Source organism: Terriglobales bacterium (genome assembly GCA_035487355.1).
GTDB lineage: Bacteria > Acidobacteriota > Terriglobia > Terriglobales > Acidobacteriaceae > QIAW01.
Genome location: DATHMF010000100.1, coordinates 1 through 18,811 on the forward strand (window position 1 = coordinate 1; position 18,811 = coordinate 18,811).

At 54.8% G+C, this 18,811-nt stretch carries 20 protein-coding genes; 13 read left to right on the forward strand and 7 right to left on the reverse strand.

Translation table 11 applies throughout. The annotated features are described in order from the left end of the window. Positions 1-156 precede the first annotated feature (156 nt). Complete coding sequence (locus VK738_18075; protein HTD24572.1) at positions 157-747, forward strand: hypothetical protein; 591 nt, start codon at positions 157-159, stop codon at positions 745-747. 27 nt (positions 748-774) lie between these two features. Here the strand turns inward: VK738_18075 and VK738_18080 are convergent, their stop codons facing one another. Then, positions 775-1,332, reverse strand: a complete 558-nt coding sequence (locus VK738_18080; GenBank protein HTD24573.1) for a GNAT family N-acetyltransferase — start codon at positions 1,330-1,332, stop codon at positions 775-777. Positions 1,333-1,413: 81 nt separating this feature from the next. On the opposite strand from VK738_18080, the gene VK738_18085 reads away from it, so the two are divergent. Further along, positions 1,414-2,322 carry a LysR substrate-binding domain-containing protein gene (locus VK738_18085; protein HTD24574.1) on the forward strand — a complete coding sequence of 303 codons (909 nt, stop codon included), beginning with the start codon at positions 1,414-1,416 and terminating at the stop codon, positions 2,320-2,322. Between the two features lie 424 nt (positions 2,323-2,746). Beyond that, positions 2,747-3,787, forward strand: coding sequence for a hypothetical protein (locus VK738_18090; protein HTD24575.1), 1,041 nt, complete (start codon positions 2,747-2,749; stop codon positions 3,785-3,787). An 18-nt stretch (positions 3,788-3,805) separates the two neighbouring features. Here the strand turns inward: VK738_18090 and VK738_18095 are convergent, their stop codons facing one another. The 3 genes from VK738_18095 to VK738_18105 form a co-directional block, all read right to left on the reverse strand. Beyond that, positions 3,806-5,047: a VWA domain-containing protein gene (locus VK738_18095; GenBank protein ID HTD24576.1), complete on the reverse strand. Its 1,242-nt coding sequence runs from the start codon at positions 5,045-5,047 to the stop codon at positions 3,806-3,808. Positions 5,048-5,417: 370 nt separating this feature from the next. Then, the gene (locus VK738_18100) at positions 5,418-6,911 is read right to left on the reverse strand and encodes a hypothetical protein (protein HTD24577.1); all 1,494 of its coding nucleotides are present in this window, start codon (positions 6,909-6,911) and stop codon (positions 5,418-5,420) included. A 312-nt stretch (positions 6,912-7,223) separates the two neighbouring features. Further along, a complete protein-coding gene (locus tag VK738_18105; GenBank protein HTD24578.1) occupies positions 7,224-7,835 on the reverse strand; it encodes an LON peptidase substrate-binding domain-containing protein in 612 nt (203 codons plus the stop codon). A 53-nt stretch (positions 7,836-7,888) separates the two neighbouring features. Between VK738_18105 and VK738_18110 the strand changes: the two genes are divergently transcribed. The 10 genes from VK738_18110 (at position 7,889) to VK738_18155 (ending at position 16,718) form a co-directional block, all read left to right on the forward strand. Continuing rightward, positions 7,889-8,716, forward strand: coding sequence for an SDR family NAD(P)-dependent oxidoreductase (locus tag VK738_18110; GenBank protein ID HTD24579.1), 828 nt, complete (start codon positions 7,889-7,891; stop codon positions 8,714-8,716). Positions 8,717-8,906: 190 nt separating this feature from the next. Next, complete coding sequence (locus tag VK738_18115; GenBank protein HTD24580.1) at positions 8,907-10,091, forward strand: alpha/beta fold hydrolase; 1,185 nt, start codon at positions 8,907-8,909, stop codon at positions 10,089-10,091. A gap of 425 nt (positions 10,092-10,516) precedes the next feature. Continuing rightward, on the forward strand, positions 10,517-10,894 hold the full coding sequence (gene hisI, locus VK738_18120; protein HTD24581.1) for a phosphoribosyl-AMP cyclohydrolase: 378 nt from the start codon (positions 10,517-10,519) through the stop codon (positions 10,892-10,894). Then, positions 10,891-11,760 carry an ATP phosphoribosyltransferase gene (hisG, locus tag VK738_18125; protein HTD24582.1) on the forward strand — a complete coding sequence of 290 codons (870 nt, stop codon included), beginning with the start codon at positions 10,891-10,893 and terminating at the stop codon, positions 11,758-11,760. Before hisI ends, hisG begins: the two co-directional genes overlap by 4 nt. Continuing rightward, positions 11,760-13,007: a histidinol dehydrogenase gene (hisD, locus tag VK738_18130; GenBank protein HTD24583.1), complete on the forward strand. Its 1,248-nt coding sequence runs from the start codon at positions 11,760-11,762 to the stop codon at positions 13,005-13,007. The genes hisG and hisD overlap by 1 nt, the downstream gene beginning before the upstream one ends. Then, positions 13,000-14,091 carry a histidinol-phosphate transaminase gene (gene hisC, locus VK738_18135; GenBank protein HTD24584.1) on the forward strand — a complete coding sequence of 364 codons (1,092 nt, stop codon included), beginning with the start codon at positions 13,000-13,002 and terminating at the stop codon, positions 14,089-14,091. Before hisD ends, hisC begins: the two co-directional genes overlap by 8 nt. Continuing rightward, positions 14,088-14,681, forward strand: coding sequence for an imidazoleglycerol-phosphate dehydratase HisB (hisB, locus tag VK738_18140; protein ID HTD24585.1), 594 nt, complete (start codon positions 14,088-14,090; stop codon positions 14,679-14,681). The genes hisC and hisB overlap by 4 nt, the downstream gene beginning before the upstream one ends. Further along, positions 14,678-15,277: an imidazole glycerol phosphate synthase subunit HisH gene (gene hisH / locus VK738_18145; GenBank protein HTD24586.1), complete on the forward strand. Its 600-nt coding sequence runs from the start codon at positions 14,678-14,680 to the stop codon at positions 15,275-15,277. Before hisB ends, hisH begins: the two co-directional genes overlap by 4 nt. Next, complete coding sequence (gene hisF / locus VK738_18150) at positions 15,271-16,032, forward strand: imidazole glycerol phosphate synthase subunit HisF (protein HTD24587.1); 762 nt, start codon at positions 15,271-15,273, stop codon at positions 16,030-16,032. Before hisH ends, hisF begins: the two co-directional genes overlap by 7 nt. Beyond that, the gene (locus tag VK738_18155; protein ID HTD24588.1) at positions 16,026-16,718 is read left to right on the forward strand and encodes a HisA/HisF-related TIM barrel protein; all 693 of its coding nucleotides are present in this window, start codon (positions 16,026-16,028) and stop codon (positions 16,716-16,718) included. The genes hisF and VK738_18155 overlap by 7 nt, the downstream gene beginning before the upstream one ends. Positions 16,719-16,769: 51 nt before the next feature. Here the strand turns inward: VK738_18155 and VK738_18160 are convergent, their stop codons facing one another. The 3 genes from VK738_18160 to VK738_18170 all read right to left on the reverse strand — a co-directional run. After that, complete coding sequence (locus tag VK738_18160; protein HTD24589.1) at positions 16,770-17,030, reverse strand: CDGSH iron-sulfur domain-containing protein; 261 nt, start codon at positions 17,028-17,030, stop codon at positions 16,770-16,772. Between the two features lie 713 nt (positions 17,031-17,743). After that, positions 17,744-18,346, reverse strand: coding sequence for a short chain dehydrogenase (locus VK738_18165; GenBank protein ID HTD24590.1), 603 nt, complete (start codon positions 18,344-18,346; stop codon positions 17,744-17,746). 172 nt (positions 18,347-18,518) lie between these two features. Then, the coding region (locus VK738_18170; protein HTD24591.1) for a hypothetical protein at positions 18,519-18,811 on the reverse strand (293 nt) is incomplete at its 5' end.

Here is an 18,811-nt window from a genome sequence, read left to right on the forward strand (position 1 = left end):
TCGGCGATTCAGTTCTGCCGTTTCTCTCTGGTGCAAGGAACCTGGATTTGGCATACTACACAGGCTTCTGCATCCCATTCGACCCTGTTCATGGGTTGATAAAAATGCCCACGCCTATGGGTAATCAAAACACCGTCAAAATATAATGACCTCGTCATGCGCAAGGCTTCTTTTCTTTACCTCTGCTTCGCCGTGCTTTACTTCTGCTTCGCTGTGCTTCTCATTTCCGTGCCTGTGGTTACCGGCATCCCTCAAACTCGAAGCCCTTCTGTCACCGATGATTGTCCTTACTGTCAGTTGTACGGGCAGCGTTTTCGCACCAAGGTAGACCTATATTTATTTCAGGGCACAGGCGAACCTCACTACAAATATTTCGGCGTGAGTAACAGCGGCTCAGATAATAAACACGCAGTTAATAAACAAAAACCGAGACCCGCAACCCTGCCTCGCACCATCAGTAAAGCCTACGTTGGCCATACCTACAGGACCGCAAAAATACTCGACATCATACCGGCCGGATCCGAGTTCACCGTAGAAAGCGCCACACACGAAGTTTTGCTGACCAGTGGCGAGCATATCGGCCTTATGTGCAGGCTGTTCTATAACGGGAAAGAAGTGGAATTGGTGGGGGCCGAATTTATCCAGGTTCACACAGAAAACGCCCGAGCGGCTTCGCCCACATCCCGGCCAAACCCTGATATAGATGACAGCATCGCCGCGAAGCTCGATGTGCCGGGCACTAAGTAGCGGGGCAGCCTGCGTTGAGAACTGCTTTTACAGAAGCATTTCCATGTAGACATCCGAACGCGCATAAGGCGAGGGCGTCAACCGTTCAGGCGGGAGATGCCGGAAGCCGACCGATTCATACAAATGGATCGCGTTGGGCAGCTTGCTGCTGGTTTCCAGGTACAGCCGACGCGCGCCCAGTGCTCTGGCTTGCTCGATCGTGTATTGCAGCACCTTGCGCCCGACACCGTGCCCCCGGTGACGCTCGGCAACCGCCATCTTGGCAAGTTCGAACTCACCCGGCTTCATGGCAAGCAATGCACAGCAGCCGATTGGCTCGCCATCGGCGACGGCAATAAAAATGTGTCCGCCTGGCTTCAGGATCTTGCCCACAGGATCGCCCAGTGTGACATGGTCCTTCTCTTCCATATTGAAATGCTTGGCGATCCACTCTTCATTGAGCTGGCGGAAGGCCTTTTCGTCGCCTGACTGAAATGGCCGAATTTGGATGTTGGATGCGGTCATGCGAATGCTATCTGCAGGTTCCGTGGCGGAACCAGACGATGAACTTGAATACGCGGCAGAAGTCGGTAGGTCCTTGTGCATTGTAACCTCCATAGGACAATCTAGGCCGCGGTGGAACAATATGTCCAATATCTTGTTCGTAGAGATTAAGATGTATTGTGTATGGATCAGCAGATCGAGTTGCGCCACCTGCGATACTTTGTGGCGGTTGCCGAAGAGCTGCATTTCGGACGGGCGGCCAAGCGTCTCCATCTGGCCCAGCCGCCACTCTCCCAGCAGATACGCAAGCTGGAAGAGATCCTCGGACATGCGCTCTTCACTCGCACCTCCCGCCACGTGAAGCTTACCAGCGCCGGTGAGCTGTTTCTCGACCGGGCCCGCAGCACGCTGCGCAAGGTGCAGGAAGATATGGAGACCGCGCGTAGCGTGGGCCGCGGCGAGCTTGGGTCCCTGACCGTGGGCTTCATCGGATCGGCCATGCTCACGTCAATACCGGCGATACTGGGAGAGTATCGCCGCCGGCATCCACGACTGAACCTGCAGTTGCGCGAGTCTTACACAGCCGGCGTAGTTCAGGCGCTATTGCAGGGAACTCTGGATGTAGGATTCCTGCGTGATGGTGGCAGCATCGAAGGACTTGAGGTGGAAACACTGTTTTCCGAACCATTCGTCGCGGTGTTGCCCAAGCGGCATCTCCTGGCGACGCGCAAAACGCTCTCTGCCTCTGCGCTCCGTGACGAGCCTTTTGTCTTCTTCTCGCCCAATGTAGGCAGCCGAGCCTATCAAAAGACGGTTTCGATTTGCGAGGAGTTCGGCTTTCGTCCGCAGGTCGTGCAAGAGGCGCCCCAGTGGCTCACGATCTTACGGCTCGTGGGTGCGGGCCTGGGTGTAACCATCGCACCCGCATGTGTGGAGCGCATCGCCGCTCCCGATGTCGTATGCCGCCGCCTGCGGAGGACCGCGGTCAAGAGCGATATCGAGCTGGCATATCGTATCGGCGAAGATCGGGCCATCGTGAAAACGTTTTGTTCCATGGTGAGAAGCAGTCTTGGGCCAAATGGAAAGAGATGACTTTGTTCCGCATGGCCCGTGTCCCCATACTCTTAATCGTTTAGTTTTCCCAAACAGACATGTTAGAACTTTGAACTTGACTGGCTTCCAGTCAACACCATAGTGTGCTACCGGAAGCTGGTTTGCAGGTTCTCCGCACAAGGGCCTTCATACAAGTGAATGGGTAATCCAATAACCTGGAAACAGTTCCCGCCCCGGAGAAACCACGAGCCGTCTGACCTAACCCCAGACGCTACTTCCCGAGAGAAGGAACTAGCATTCCACACAGATGGTCGAGTTGTGTTCAGGCATAGACCAAAACATTCCGTATTGTGCGAAGAGCAGAAGCCGATCTGCCCTCATTCAATCATTACAAGAACAATTCCGGCAATCACACTACGGCCGCTGATCAGAACAGCAGCCGCTTGAATATATAGGAATCCAGATGCTTAGAACCGTATCCACTCCCACCGGAGATCGTGAAACCATGACCATGATGACGACCGCCTCTCCCAGCCCCGGGGAAAAGCGGGAGGTGCTGGAAGAAGTGCTGCAAAGCGCGTCGTTTATTCGCGCCGACCAGTTACGTAACTTTCTCCGTTACATCTGCGAGATGGAAATTGCGGGACGTGCCAGCGAACTCTGCGAGTTCCGCATCGGCATCGAAGCATTCGGCCGTTCCGCCGATTACTCACCGATAGAAGATGGCATCGTCCGCCGCCGGGCCGTCAACCTGCGGGAAAAGCTGCACGAGGTCTATGCCACCGAGTTGGCCCATGCCAGGATTCGCATCGAGTTGCCCAAGGGCAGGTACGTGCCGCGCTTTGTGCGGGTCGAACCTGAGCGCGCGCTCGAAGTTGTGCCGGCCACAATCTTGCCATTGGAGCGTTCCCATGCTATTGACGCGCCTGCCCGCTTTGATGCCGTGGCGTCAGAACGTCGCTACTTCAATTCCCTCTCGTTTGCCATGGGTTTGGTTTTTGGGGCGCTGCTGTGTGCAGTGGTTTTTTTGGTTTTCCGCTCACTCGCCGCTTCTCACGCTGAGGCCGCGCCTCTCCCTGCAACGCCGTCTGCTGCTGCCACTGCCGCAGCCATCCCGGTTGAATCGGGCGTAACCTACGAAGCCGAAGCTAAGGAGAATATTCTCAACGGCAGAACTGAACCTTCTGCCTGTACATGGTGCTCAGGCGGAAACCGAGTGCGCTACATCGGAGGTAAGAAGAAGAACTTCCTGGTGTTGAATAACATCACCGTCTCGAAGAGTGGAAACTACGAGATGGTGATCTACTACCTACTGAACGGCGCCAGGTCCTTCTTCATAAGCGTGAATGACGGCCCCGCGGTTGATGTACCGGTAAAGGGCAGCACATGGTTAGAGGACTCCAGGCTTTCTATGACCGTCTCGCTCAAGGCCGGCAGTAACCATATCAAGTTTTATAACGATACGGCCTATGCTCCCGACCTCGATCGCATTGTCATTCGCTAGAGCGAAACCCGGTTCGCTCTAGTGGATGGTTTTGGTTTTTCGCGACATGTAATCCATGAGCAGATATTGGCCTAAGGTGTAAGGCGTGGTGAAGTAGGCCTTGCCGCGGCACATTTCTGTTACCTTCTGGACGAACTGCACCAGGCCGTAGTCGCTGGCCAGCATGAAAGTATTAATTAAAACTCCGGCACGTTTGCATTTGGAAACTTCTTCCAGCGTCTGGCTGACCACGAGCGGGTCGAGGCCGAAGGCGTTCTTGTAAATTCTTCCGTCTTCCAAGGTCAGGGCTGAGGGCTTGCCGTCGGTGATCATGACGATCTGCTTCATGTCTTTGCGCTGGCGTTGCAGGATGCGCTGCGCCAGCCGCAGACCTTCGCGCGTGTTGGTGTAATACGGCCCAACCTGCACACGGGCCAACTGCGACAGTGGGACCTCTTCCGCAGAATCATGAAAAAGAACCAGGGAAAGCGAATCGCCCGGATACTGCGTGCGGATGAGATGGGAAAGCGCCAGAGCAACTTTTTTGGCGGGAGTAAAACGGTCTTCCCCGTAAAGAATCATGGAGTGGGAGCAATCGAGCATCACTACGGTGGCGCAAGAGGACTGATACTCGCACTGATGCACCTGCAGGTCGGAGTATTCGATGTTCAGTGGTATCTGCAGGCCTTCACGCCGGATGGCACGCTTCAGAGTTGCGGTGATATCGAGATTGAGCGTGTCGCCAAATTCGTAGGTCCGCGAAGCACCGCTGGCTTCGACGCCGGTCGCCATGTCACGGGTGTCGTGGCGGCCAAAGCTTGATTTTCCCAAGGAGCCCAGCAGATCGCGCAAGGTTTTAAAGCCCAGGAAGTCGAGGCTTTTATCGGTGACCTCAAAGCGCGCCTGGCCCTGGGGCATTCCGGTCTGGCCAGCCGTGGGCGATTGCTGCGAAGGATCATGGGGCTGATCAATCGAGATAAAATCCTGCTGCTCCATGCGCTGGATCAATTCCTCAATGAGCTGATCCAGGGTTCCTTCCATCTGCATCTGGTTGATCTGCTCTTGCAGTCTTTCATCGAGCAGGTCGCCATTCAGCAGGGCCTCTTCGATGGCGCGGCGCAAGTCGTCGAGGGTATGCTCGCCGGGCATCTGGTAGAAATCCATGTAGGAGTTCTGGAATCCGCTCTGCAGCAGATAGTCGGAGAGGGCATTGAGCAGGTCTTCCATGCTCATCTCTCCGGCGGGATTGGGAACGTATTTGCCGTAGCGGGTAAACTTCATAAGCTTCTCGAACTTGACTTCATCAACATTGTTTAAAACTTTGCCCTATTCTCTCGCATCTGCGCTGTCTTTATATCCCTTGTTCGGGCAGTCCCCCCACCCCCATTACTTGAAGTAGTGTCTGCGGCTCTAAACTATTGGAAATAAATAACATAGGGCGCATAAGCTTGGTCTTTCAAGTAATGTCTTTCCCCTTCCCTTCATATCATCTGTTCACACAAACCAGAGATACCTCGGGGAAATGATAGGCCGAAATTCCTCAAGAGCCAATATTTTGATATCAGTTTGATACCACAATACAGTTCTCAGTTCACGGTTCTCAGTTCTCAGAAAATTACAAGTTCCCTTCAAAACCTCGTTTGCTCCCGCTTCAGTTAAAAGACCTGCGGCCCCTGCCTCCCGGAATGTCGGGACGAGTCTCCGGTTCCGGGCGGTGCGGTTGCTTGGCGCTGGCCTTGAATACACGTTCTTCGTTGCGGCTGATCTTCTTGTGTGCGTAAAGACCTTCCAAAACGAACTCTGCGGCAGCGACCTGCTCTTCAACCACGTCTTTTGTCTTCACGCCCAGGGCAGCGAGTTTTTCACTGAGTCCTTGAATGCTTTTCAGCGTGCTGAAGACCTCGGCGGCGCCCGCAGTGTCGGAGACTTTGATCTCGCCCCCGAGATCAAACCACTGCACAATCTGCTGCATGTTGGCACCATCGAAATAACCATCGAAGGTCTTGGCAATGGCAGCGCGGATGAGATCGTGAGCGACGTTATCGGCGCCGCGCATCTCGCCTTCGTACTCCAGCTCCAGTTTGCCGGTGATGGCAGGAAGCGCAGAGTAGATATCCCCAATGCGGGGAACAACAATCTTTTCATCATTGCGCAGCGAACGCTGCTCGGCGCTGGAGATCACGTTTTCCATGCAACTGATGGGCAGGCGCTGGCTCACGCCCGAGCGCTTGTCTATCTTTTTATCTTCGCGGGCGGCGAAGGCAATATGTTCCACAACCTCGCGCACGAATTGCGGGATGGTCAGCGGCATGCCATTACGGCGCTCCCATGCCTCCTGGGCGGTAATGGCCAAACCTTCTTCCACGGTCGCGGGATAGTGAGTGCGAATCTCAGAGCCGATACGGTCTTTCAGCGGTGTGATGATCTTGCCGCGCGCGGTGTAGTCCTCTGGGTTGGCGCTGAAGACCAGCGCTACATCGAGCGGCAGGCGGACAGGATAGCCTTTAATTTGTACGTCGCCTTCTTGCATGATGTTGAACAGGCCCACCTGAATTTTTCCGGCCAGATCGGGAAGCTCGTTGATGGCAAAGATGCCGCGATTGGCGCGTGGGAGCAGGCCGTAGTGTACGGTGTGCTCGCTGGCGAGATCGTGTCCGCCACGGGCGGCCTTGATGGGATCAATGTCGCCAATCAGATCGGCGATGGTTACATCCGGCGTCGCCAGTTTTTCGACGTAGCGCTCTTCGGCGGTCACATAAGCAATTGGGGTTTCATCTTTCTTTTCTGCGATCACTTCCATGCACCGGCGGCAAATAGGCGCATAGGGATTATCGCGAATTTCGCATCCACTGACGTACGGCATGTGCTTATCGAGCAGCCCGGTGAGGGCGCGCAGGATGCGGCTCTTGGCTTGTCCGCGCAGGCCGAGAAGAATGAAATTGTGGCGCGAGAGAATGGCGTTCACAATCTGCGGAATCACGGTATCGTCATAGCCGACGATGCCGGGAAAAATTGGACCCGATTTCTGATTGCGCAACCGTTTCAGTAAATTGTCGCGGAGTTCGTCTTTCACGCGGCGATTTGCCAGCCGTTCTTCAGAAAATTCGCTGCGACGCAGCTCGCCAAGGGTGCGAGGAAGGCTCATAAGGAAATACACCTCCTGCTTGAGAAAAACAGGTTTGTTGTGCTTGATTATACGCTTTGGCGCAGATTGGTCGCTGGAAGTGGTTTTCGGTCGATAGTATTTCGCGGAGCGCCGTCCCTTCGGGACTTGGGTCCTTTTCCCGTCGATACCCAGCGTTGAAACGCTGGGCTATAACACGCCGCCCCTTGCGGGGCTGTTCTTTCTTGGAATGCCAGAGAGACCGAATTTTTCACAAGCAATGAAGCCGAGTTGAATCTGCCCGTGCGTGGGCAGGATGCTCACACGACAGCCGGCGAGACGCCGGCGCTACGTCTAATGTGCGTGGCCGTTACTGCCGGCTTTGGTGCGGATATGGAGGGCACGGCTGACTTTGGGGATCAGGGCCTCGTAATAAGCAATGAGAGTTGAGACCCGCTCGGCCTCGGAGCGGATTCCCAGAAGCGATTGTTTAAATTCCAGGTCGAGCGGGACGCGCGCGGCCACTTCGAAAGCGAGCGCGGGAGAATCTTCGGAGGGTATTTCAGGATTCTGTTCTCCGCTCAGGGCCAGAAGCTGTTTGTGGAGATGCAGAAGCTGCTTGCGGGCGTCGCCGCCGGCGTCGTTATCTTCATCATCGAAATAGCTCACCTCGGCGCGCAAGAATGAACGCTCTTCATTGACGCGCAGGATCTCAAAGCGACGCAGGCCCTGGGTAAGGATATCGAGTTTGCCATCGTCATATCGTTTTATGACGTCCAGGATCTTGGCGGTGCAGCCGATTTCGGCCATCTCCTCCTGTTTTGCATGGATGATGCCAAAGACCGCATGTTGCTCAAGGCATTCGGCGATCATCTCTTTGTAACGCGGTTCGAAGATATGCAGAGGCAGAGGTATGGTGGGGAACAGAACCAGAGGCAGCGGGAAAATGGGGACCAGATTCGCCACCCTGACATTGTACCCTTGACGTCAGACCTGTTCAGAGAATACAAAACAAGAAGATGAGACTCATTGGAAAAGTTGTAGTGGTTACCGGCGCTTCTACCGGGATTGGCGAAGCCATTGCCCGCAAATTTGTCGAGGAGGGCGCCAGCGTGGTGCTCTCTTCACGCGATCACAGCCGGGCTGAAGCTGCGCGAGAGAGAGTCGGTTATTACGAGCGCACGCTGGCCGTGGCCTGCGACATCCGCCAGCGCGAGCAGATCGTGCAACTGCTGCAGGCAACACTCGAACATTTTGGGCATGTGGATGTGTGGGTGAACAATGCCGGTCATGGCCTGCAGGATTCGGTTGCACAAATGGACATGCAGCAGTGCCGGCAGATGTTCGATACGAATTTGTTCGGCGCTATTGAAGGGATGCAGGTGGCCATTCCGGTCATGCAGAAGCAAGGAACGGGGACCATCATCAATATTTCCAGCATCGCCGGACATATTGCGGTGCCTTACATGGCGGCCTACAGCGCGACCAAGCACGCGCTCAATGCCATCGGGAAAGCTGCACGCGTGGAGCTGATGGGAAAGGGAGTGCACGTGATGACGGTTTGTCCGGGATACATCGCTACCGACTTTGCCGCCAATGCGGTGAAGGGGAAAGAGCGGCAGCGGCTGAACCGGGCAGGAGAGGGCATCAGCACCGAGCGCGTGGCTAACGCGGTATTCAGAGGATATTTAAAGCGCAAGCGCGAAATCGTTGTCCCGTGGCGGGATCGCATTGTGATCTTTCTCTACAGAACTTTGCCGGGCGTGGTTGATTCGGCGATGAAACGAAGGCTGCGGCCGGCGGATGAGGTGACGGCGGAAGCTGAGGCGGGAAAGAGCGGACCGTAAAATTCTTCAGAAAATGCCTTGCCTCGGCATGAGCACCCGAAATATTCTCGAGGTCCCTCGACTCCGCCGCGAAGCGCGGCTGCGCTCGGGATGACTAAAGTGGGACTAGAGAATGAGGATGTCAACTGAGCCAGATGGCTTCTGAAACACTTGACGGCTACCGTCCTCCAGCGCAGACTGAGAGACCGCTATGAAAACCCGCCGATTCAGTTCTTGCTTCCTTATCCTCTTTTTGCTGACATTGGCTGCCGCCAAGCAGCCACCGGCTCCGCGCGTGGTTGATCTAACCGCCGCCGACGGCACTGCGCTCAAGGCAACGTATTTCGCCGCCGGCAAGCCCGGTCCCGGGGTCCTGTTGCTGCATCAATGCAACCGCCAGCGCAAGGTCTGGGATGGCCTCGCAGGACAGCTCGCGGCGGCGGGAATCAATGTGCTCACCCTGGATTACAGGGGCTTTGGTGAGAGCGGAGGTGACCGATTCGACAAATTGACTCCACAACAAGCGGCGCAGATGGTGACCGAGAAGTGGCTGGGCGATATAGACAAGGCTTTTCAGTATCTGGTGTCGCAGCCGGGTGTGAAGCATGACGTGATCGGCGTGGGTGGAGCGAGTTGCGGAGTTAACAATTCCATTCAGACGGCGCGCCGCCATCCGGAGGTAAAGTCACTGGTGCTCCTCTCTGGCAATACAGACGTTGGTGGCCGCCAATTCCTGCGCAACTCGGCAAAGCTGCCGGTTTTCTTCTCGGTCGCTGACGACGATGAATTTCCTCCTACTGTGCCGGCGATTCAGTGGCTCTACACCCTCACTGCAAACCCTGGCAAAAAGTTTGTTCATTACTCGACGGGTGGCCATGGAGCAGATATGTTCCCCGTCCATCCGGAGTTGCCGGGGATAATCACGGATTGGTACGTGACTACGCTGATTAAGACGCCAGGGAGCGCTCCGGTTACCAAAGACGCTCCGGCGATTCCCCAGGAGGAGATGCATACCCTGGACTTGATTGATCAGCCTGGCGGTGCGGGCAAAGTTGCACAGATGCTGGAGGAAGCCCGCCAGCACGATCCTAAAGCTACTTTGTTTCCTGAAGCCATCGTCAACTTCATGGGTTATGAGCATATCCAAGCCGGCGATATCAAAGGAGCAGTCGAGATCATGAAGCTCAACGCCACGGTCTATCCGAACTCGCCCAATGTTTATGACAGCCTGGCTGATGCCTATTTGGCAGACGGCCAGAACGATCGGGCGCGGGAAAGTGCAAAGAAGGTCATAGAGCTTCTGCCGTCAGACGCTGCTGATCCCGAGCAGCGTCGCAATGCCATCAAGGCCAGCGCCGAGCAGAAATTGAAGCAACTGGAGAGCGCACCGCAATAAAGTTGGGAACCCACTGATTGAATTTTGCATTACCGCAGGCGTTTAATGATAATTGCGTAGATAATGCCCTATCAAAAGAGTCCGGGGCTAAAGCCCAAAACTTTACCGAACTTTTCCCCGCCTAAAGGGGGGCTCCCACCGTGCGCCGCAAGCGGCACAAATAGAACATAACTTATGCAGGAATCTATAAAGCCCAAGATCTTGTTGAGCTTTTTACGGCCACTAGACAAAGTTTCCGCTTTATGTTTCAATTCTAACTGCATGACTTTGCTGATCCATCATCTCCACCATCACCATCATCACGTGGCGAGCGTGTCAGCGAGGGTGTGCGGATAAAAGCGGTAAAGCAATCATAAATCCGGCCTGCTGATGCGTTAAAGCTCAGCAGGCTTTTTGTTTTACTGCCCAACAACGCGAGGAAAAACATGGAAATTGATTTCGAAAAAATGCAAGGATTGGCCCCTGCCATTGTGCAGGACGCAGCCAACGGCGAGGTGCTGATGCTGGGCTTCATGAATCGCGAGGCCCTGCAGGCAACCTTGAATTCCGGTTACGTCACGTTCTACAGCCGTACCCGGCAAAAATTATGGATGAAGGGCGAGACCTCGGGCAACCGCCTGCGGCTTATCAGCGCATCCACCGATTGCGATAATGATTCCGTCCTGGTGCGGGTCAACGTGGAAGGCGATGGCCTGGTTTGCCACGAAGGCACCCGCTCCTGCTTTACCAAACCGCTGGCCACCGGCACAAACGGAGCGGCTGCAATTACGGACGCCAAACCAGTCACAGGAGTGAAAGCATGAAGCTCCGTCTAGGAATTCCCAAAGGCAGCTTGCAAGAGGGCACGATACAACTCTTTGCCAAAGCTGGATTCAATATCTACAACAACGGCCGTTCGTATTTCCCCACCAGTGACGATCCCGAATTGGAATGCATGCTGATCCGCGCGCAAGAGATGGCGCGCTACGTTGAGCATGGTGTGCTCGATGCCGGCCTTACCGGCCATGACTGGATCATCGAGAGCAACCTGGAAGTTGTTTCCGTGGCGGACCTCATCTACGCCAAACAAAGCCGTGGCAAGGTGCGCTGGGTGCTGGCTGTGCCCGAGGATTCGGCGTACAAATCGGCGGAAGACTTGAAAAATTGCACCATCGCTACGGAATTGGTCAACGTGACCAAGCAGTATTTTGAAAAGAAAAATGTTCCGGTGCGGGTGGAGTTCTCATGGGGGGCGACGGAAGTAAAGCCGCCGGTTCTGGCGGACGCAATTGTAGAAGTTACCGAGACTGGAAGCTCTCTGCGCGCCAACAAACTGCGCATCATCGAGACCGTGCTGGAATCGAACACAAAATTGATTGCTAACAAGAACGCCTGGCAGGAGACCGCCAAGCGCAAAAAGATCGAGAACATTGCGCTGATGCTTTGCGGCGCGCTTGCCGCCCAGGGGCGCGTGGGATTGATGTTGAACGTGATGAAGCGCGACCTTGACGGTGTTTTGGCTGTGCTGCCGGCGTTGAAGCGTCCGACGATTTCGCCTTTGAGCGATCCCGATTGGGTGGCGGTCAATACCATTCTGGAAGAGACCGTGGTGCGCGAGGCGATTCCCAAGCTCAAGGAAGCCAAGGCACAGGGCATTGTTGAATATCCGCTCAACAAGGTGGTGATGTAATGCAGATCGTTCAAGGGCGGGCACTGAATCAGGAGGTGGAGCGCGTAATGGAGCGCCGGCATGCGCTTGCACAAAATGTGGACCGCAAAGTGCGCGCCATGATTGAAGATGTGCGCCGTCGGAGCGACTCTGCGCTTCGCAAGTACGCCGAGCGCTGGGACGGTTTAAAGAAACAGGGTTCCTTCAAAGTTCCCGAAAAGGAGCTGAAGCGGGCACTGAGCTCGGTTAATCCTGAATTTCGCAGCGCTCTGGAAAAAGCGGCGGCAAACATTCGCCAGTTCTGCAAGTGGCAGAAGCCGGTGGAGTTTTTCCGCAACATTCAGCCAGGAATTAAAGTTGGGCAGATTATCCGCCCGCTTGAAGCGGTCGGGTGCTACGTTCCCGGAGGGCGATATCCGCTGCCGTCGTCGCTGCTCATGACGGTGATTCCTGCTCAGGTAGCAGGAGTGAAGCGGGTTGTGGTGGCTTCTCCTAAACCAGCATCTGAAACTTTGGCTGCGGCTGCGCTGCTCGGCGTGCAAGAGTTTTACCGGATTGGCGGAGCGCAGGCCATTGCTGCATTGGCTTACGGCACGGAATCCATCAAGAAGGTCAACAAGATTGTTGGTCCGGGAAACATCTTCGTCACCACCGCAAAAAAACTCGTGTCCTTCGATTGCTCCATTGATTTTCTTGCCGGACCAACAGAGGCAGTCGTAGTCAGCGACAAGGGAAAGCCGAAGTTCATCGCCTCTGACCTTGTGGCCCAGGCTGAGCATGATCCCGATGCGCTGGGCATTTTTATTACGTCGTCTTCGGCTTTGGCGCAAAAGGTGCAACGTGAAATTGAAATTATGGTTGCTGACAATCCCACCGCATCGCAATCTTTAAAGGACTATGGCGTAATTTTTGTGACCTCATCGCGGCGTGAGTCGCTGCAGATTGCCAATCGGCTGGCCCCAGAACACATCAGCATTTCACAAGAAGACCTCCCTATGATTCAAAATTCCGGATCAGTCTTTGTCGGAGACTATTCTGCACAAACCCTAGGCGACTATATTGCAGGGCCTAATCATGTTCTGCCTACATCCGGCTCGGCAGCCTATCGGGGCGGATTGAGTGTCTGTGATTTCCTGAAAGTCATCAGCGTGCAGCAAGTCTCCCGAAACGGTCTGCGTGCGGTTGCTTCCAAAGCCATCACTCTGGCCAAGGCGGAAGGACTCGCCGCGCACGCCAACTCTGTGGCTGTGAGGTGCGCCGGTGCCTAGCGTGCAGACAGCTTCGTTGCGTAAAAATTCCAAACCCAAGGTCCCCAAGAGCGTGGTCAATCCTAATGAACTGCGTCTCGACCAGAATGAAAACACCGGCGGATGCTCTCCGCGTGTGCTGGCGCGGCTGCGCAGCTTGTTAGGACAAGAGGTTGCCAGTTATCCCGAGCGCAGTATTTACGAGCCGCTGATGGCCAGCCACCTGGGCATGAAGACTGAAGAGGTCATGCTGACCAACGGGGCCGATGAAGGCATTCATCTGCTGTGCGAGCTGTATCTCAATCCCAAGCTGGATGCGATCATGGCCGTGCCTTCTTTCGGCATGTACAAACACTACGCGATGGCGACCGACGCCAATATCGTAGAAGTTCCCATGAGCGCAGATTTCAGCTTTCCAACAAGAGACGTGCTGGCCAAGATCAGCAGCAAGACAGGATTGATTTTTATTGGGAACCCCAACAATCCCACGGGAACCACGGTTCCGGTGGAGGATATCTACCGCATCCTGGAAACGGCAGCGCAGGTTGCTCCGAAGAGTGGCGTGCTGGTGGACGAAGCTTATTTCGAGTTCTATGGGCAGACGCTTTTGCCTGAGCTGCACCGTTTCCCAAATCTGCACATCACTCGGACTTTTTCCAAGGCATATGGCATGGCGGGTTTGCGAGTCGGCGTGCTGGTGGCGAATGCAAATGCCATGCAGCGTTTGCAGAGAATCTCTTCGCCGTTCAGTGTCAACACCATTGCATTGACGATCCTGCCGATTGCTCTCGCCGACCAGGGATTCGTGCGGGCCTACATTGCCAACGTTAAGCGTGAACGGCAGCGGCTGCAGAATTCGCTGGAGAAAATAGGTCTGCGCTATTGGCCAAGCCTGGCCAACTTCTTGCTGGTTGAGATCGGCGAAGGCCGGGCGGCATTTCTTAAAGAAATGGCGAAGGAAGGCATCTTTCTCCGTGACCGCGGCAGTGATCCGTTATGCGGCGGCTGCGTGCGCATTTCCATTGGAAACAAACAAGAGATGGAACGCGTGGTCGAACGGCTGCCGGTGGTGCTCAAACGCATTGGCTGGAGGCGCGAAGCATGAGCGTACGAAAGGCAACGATCAAGCGCAAGACCAACGAGACCTCGATTGATCTGTCGCTTGTCATCGAGGGCAGGGGACGCTACGACGTCTCCACCGGCATTGGGTTTTTCAATCATATGCTGGAGCTTTTTGCCCGCCACGGCGCCTTCGACCTGAAGCTGCATGCCACCGGCGATTTGCACGTGGACCAGCACCACACGGTAGAGGACGTCGGAATCGCCCTGGGCGAAGCTTTCACCAAGGCCCTGGGCAGCAAACGCGGAATTCTACGTGCCGGGTACTTCGTCATGCCGATGGATGAAACCCTGGGCCTGGTGGCCATTGACTTCAGCGGACGCGCCGCGAGCGTGGTAGAGACAAAGGTAGATACAACGCTGGTGGGGGACCTGCAAGCTGAGCTGGTCACGGACTTCTTCGAGGGCTTTGCCCGCGGGGCAAATGCCAATGTGCATGCCAAGGTGCTCTACGGACGCTCGAACCATCACAAGCTGGAGTCATTATTTAAGGCCTTCGCGCGGGCATTGCGCTTTGCCTGTTCGCGCGACAAACAATTGGGCAAGCTGCTGCCCACAACGAAGGGGTTACTATGATTTCTCTCATAGATTACGGCGCCGGCAACATGGCCTCGGTCCGCAAGGCATTTGAGCATCTGGAGCTCGAAACAGAGATCATCGATAAACCCGAAGAAGTCATCAAGGCAACAAAGCTTGTCCTTCCCGGAGTGGGAAATTTCAAGTCGCTCGAAAAGCTGGAGCAGACCGGCATTCGAGCGGCCATTGAACAGAGTATTGCCCGAGATGTCCCCTTCCTGGGGATCTGCCTGGGAATGCAATGGCTGTTTGAGACCAGCACGGAAGCCCCGGAGGTCAAAGGGCTGGGAATCTTCGCAGGAAGGTGCACTCGCTTTACTGAGACCCCGCGTACGCTGCACGTGGGATGGAACCAGATTAATTATTGCAACGGCAGCTCGCGCCTGTTCCAGGGAATCCCGGATGCCAGCTATTTTTATTTCACGCATTCCTACTGGTGTCCGATTGAGAATTCCAGCAGCGCCACATCACACTTCCAAACCAATTTTGCGGCTGCGTTGGAAAAGAAAAATGTCTTTGGGGTACAGTTTCACCCGGAAAAATCAGGTGATTCCGGGCTGCACATCCTGAAGAATTTTGGAGAGCTCGCTTGTTAAGCAAACGAATCATCGCGTGCCTGGATGTAAGCGGCGGGCGCGTCGTAAAAGGCACCAAATTTGTCGCGCTGCGCGACGCCGGCGATCCGGCAGAGCTGGCGCGCTTTCATGCTGAAGGCGGGGCCGATGAGGTGGTCTTTCTGGATATCTCGGCCACACGCGAAAATCGCACTACATTGCTGGATGCGGTACGCAGGACTGCGACGCAGATTTTTGTACCATTTACCGTCGGTGGTGGAGTGCGTTCCTTCGAAGAGGCGGCTGCGTTGTTTGATTGCGGCGCCGACAAGATGACCATTAACTCCGCTGCGGTCTCCAACCCAAAGCTTATTTCAGCGATTGCCAGCCGTTTTGGCAGCCAGGCGGTTGTTATCGCCATTGACGCCAAGAGGTCAGGAAGCTCTTATGGAGTCTGGGTGAAAGGCGGCACTGAAGCAACGGACCGCGATGCTGTAGCCTGGGCGCGCGAGGCGCAGGAATACGGCGCCGGAGAGATCATGCTGACCTCGATTGACCAGGACGGCATGCGCAGCGGCTTCGATTGCGATTTGACGGCCCGGGTGAGCGAAGCAGTTTCCATCCCCGTGATTGCCTCGGGAGGCGCGGGTAGCGGCGCGCATTTTATTGACGTGTTTACCAAGGGGAAAGCCGATGCTGCGCTGGCCGCTTCCATATTTCACTTCGGACTGCAGAATGCCCGCGAGCTGAAGCAAGAGTTGCAGACATCAGGAATCCCGGTGAGGCTGCCATGCTGATTCCGGCCATTGACCTGATGGAAGACAAAATTGTTCAGTTGGTGCAGGGCAGCCGCAAAGCTCTGGAATTTACCGACTTCGATTACTGGATCGAGCGCTTTGCTGGATTTCCCATTGTGCAGTTGATTGATCTGGATGCGGCGATGAATCAGGGCTCCAACCGCAGCCGAATCGAACAGATTGCGCGCCGGTTGCCGTGCCAGGTGGGAGGGGGCATCCGGAATGCGAAGATTGCCGCCGAAACCATTGCCTTAGGCGTAAAAAAAGTGATTATTGGTTCGGCCCTGTTTCAGCAAGGGAAGATCAATTCTGCCCTGGCGCAGCAACTGGCGGAAGAAGTTGGGCAAGAGAAGCTGCTCTTTGCCATTGACAGCCGCGAGAACAAAGTCGTTGTGCACGGCTGGAAGCAGGCCACACCTTACACTGCAGAGGAGGCCATCCAGGTCCTCGAGCCGTGGTGTGGAGGCTTTCTTTATACGCATGTGGATACGGAAGGACTCATGTCAGGAATCCCGATGGAGCCAATCCGCAATTTACGGCGGGCTACGAAGCGTCATCTCATTGTTGCCGGCGGAATCACGACCCAGAAAGAAATTGATGAATTGGACGCCATGAGCATTGATGCCGTCGCCGGCATGGCGGTTTACACCGGCAAATTGCAAACCAGCCCGCCGCCACGTTCATAAAAATCATGCTGGTGCACGTGGCTCCAGGTTTTGGGGCCGGAAGCCAAACGCCTAAACCTTGATGTTCGTCGTGGGCGGTGTGGCGGATTCTTCCTTACGCACTGCCGCCTCTGCGGCGTCGAAGCCAATCTTGGAATGGGTGCCGTCGCAAAATGGTTTATTGACTGAAGCTCCACAGCGGCAGAGAGAGAAGGCAGTCTTCCCTTTCAGGTCATATTGGTTTCCATCGGCATCAACCAGTTGAATTGCGCCCTCGGGAGCTTCCACCCGATAGGGGCCATTCTTTTTAATCGTGATCTTCACTTCCGCCATGTCTGGCTCCTTGTATAAAGACAGATTTTAAGTAGACTGCAATCTTCAAGACTACCATGACCGGCAAGCGCCAGAGTGCTATCGTTGTCTGTAGTTGAAACGAAAGAGTTCACCTTCATAGCCAAACCCTCCGTGTCACGGTTCCAAGTTTGGTCGCGGAGAACTGTTATTGAAGCCTGCGAATCGGCCCATTGTGGTCGGAGAGTTGCTTGGCATCAAGGATTTGGGCCTTGTCAATCTATCAATGCCCCCACCCATTGCTTGGAGTAGTTCATGCGGTATTAAGCCACTGACAATCAATGACATACATGGAGGCTGGGAGTAGTGATCGCAGTATTCTTTGCTCTTACTCAAGCCCACTCTCATACCTTTATCGGGCGAACGATTGTGGCCCCCCCACCCCACTTGCTAGCAGGTGTTTGGAGTGTCCCAAATCGCATCTGACCCCCGTCGTTACTGGCGAAAATCGATCCGGGGTGCGGGACTAGCTGCTAGTCTGCCGCCAGTGGGTGGCAATCCGCGGCTTTGCTTCACTGGCCATCGGTTCTGGCAGGACAAACCCCACAAGGTCGTCAAGGCGCACCTCTAGTAAGCGCGCATCTAGAACCATGATGAACCATGTTTCATCCAGAAACAACGGATTGATACCAGTTTGGTGCCATCGCTGGGCACAAACTGAAATCCTCATCAGTAATCCCAGACACGGCCCTAGGTCAGTCGACTTTGTAAACGCGGCCGGTTTGCGCCCCCAGGATAGCGCGTTTGTAGGCTTGTCCAACTTTCGATCCTTCGACAGGAATCGTGCCGGGAAAGAACGGACCAAAATGAGCTTCGGATTCTTTTAGGATCGTAGGGCTCACCACATTGATACGCAATCCCTTAGGAAGTTCAATTGCGGCAGCCCGAACAAAACCTTCCAACGCGCCGGAGACGACTGAAGCCGCGACGCCGGCGAAGATCGGTTCGTCGTTAAGAACGCCCGAAATCAAAGTGAAGGATCCTTTTTCTTTGATGAACGGGATCGCCTCCTGAACCAGATTGATCTGACCCATGAGCTTGCTTCCCAACGAAAACTGCCACTTTTCAGCAGTGAGCTCCGAAAGCGGAGCAAATGTGACTTCACCTGCTGCAATGGCCACGGCATCAAACGAGCCGACGGCTTGATAAAGCTTCCTGACACTTTCGCGCTTCTCGATCTCGACTTGGAAATCGCCTGATTTGCGTCCGACCTTGACTATCTCATGGCCAGCACCCGCCAATGCCTTTCGAACCAGTTCGCCGATTGTTCCGTTTGCGCCAATCAAAACAATTTTCATAAAAACTCCATTCTGCCTGCTTTAGGGCTTGTTGTGTCGTTCGATCGTTCACTACTCCGATTATGTGTCAGTTGGCTAACTAACTACGATACGCATTTATATGAAGCCCCCTTTCAGGCTTCGCGGTGTGGGCCTGCGGTTTCAGGCCGCCTGGCGTCTCACAAGCTTTGAATTATTTGTGTGTGTCGAGCATACGATCGACCGATCGGCTCATTTGCTTCAAGATAAATCCAGGCGCCACGCGACTCATCATTTTGAGCTGATTCGCCTGACCTGGACGAATTTCAAATCGATCGGTTTGCATTCCTTTGACGGCAACTTTAACCATGTCTTCCACCTTCATGATAGAAACGCCTTTCATGTCTTCAGAATTAAAGTCACCCAAGAGTTCGGTTTGTGTCGCCGGCGGTGCTAGCTCAAATACCTTCACTTTGGTGTTTTTCAGTTGCACACGAAGAGACTCGG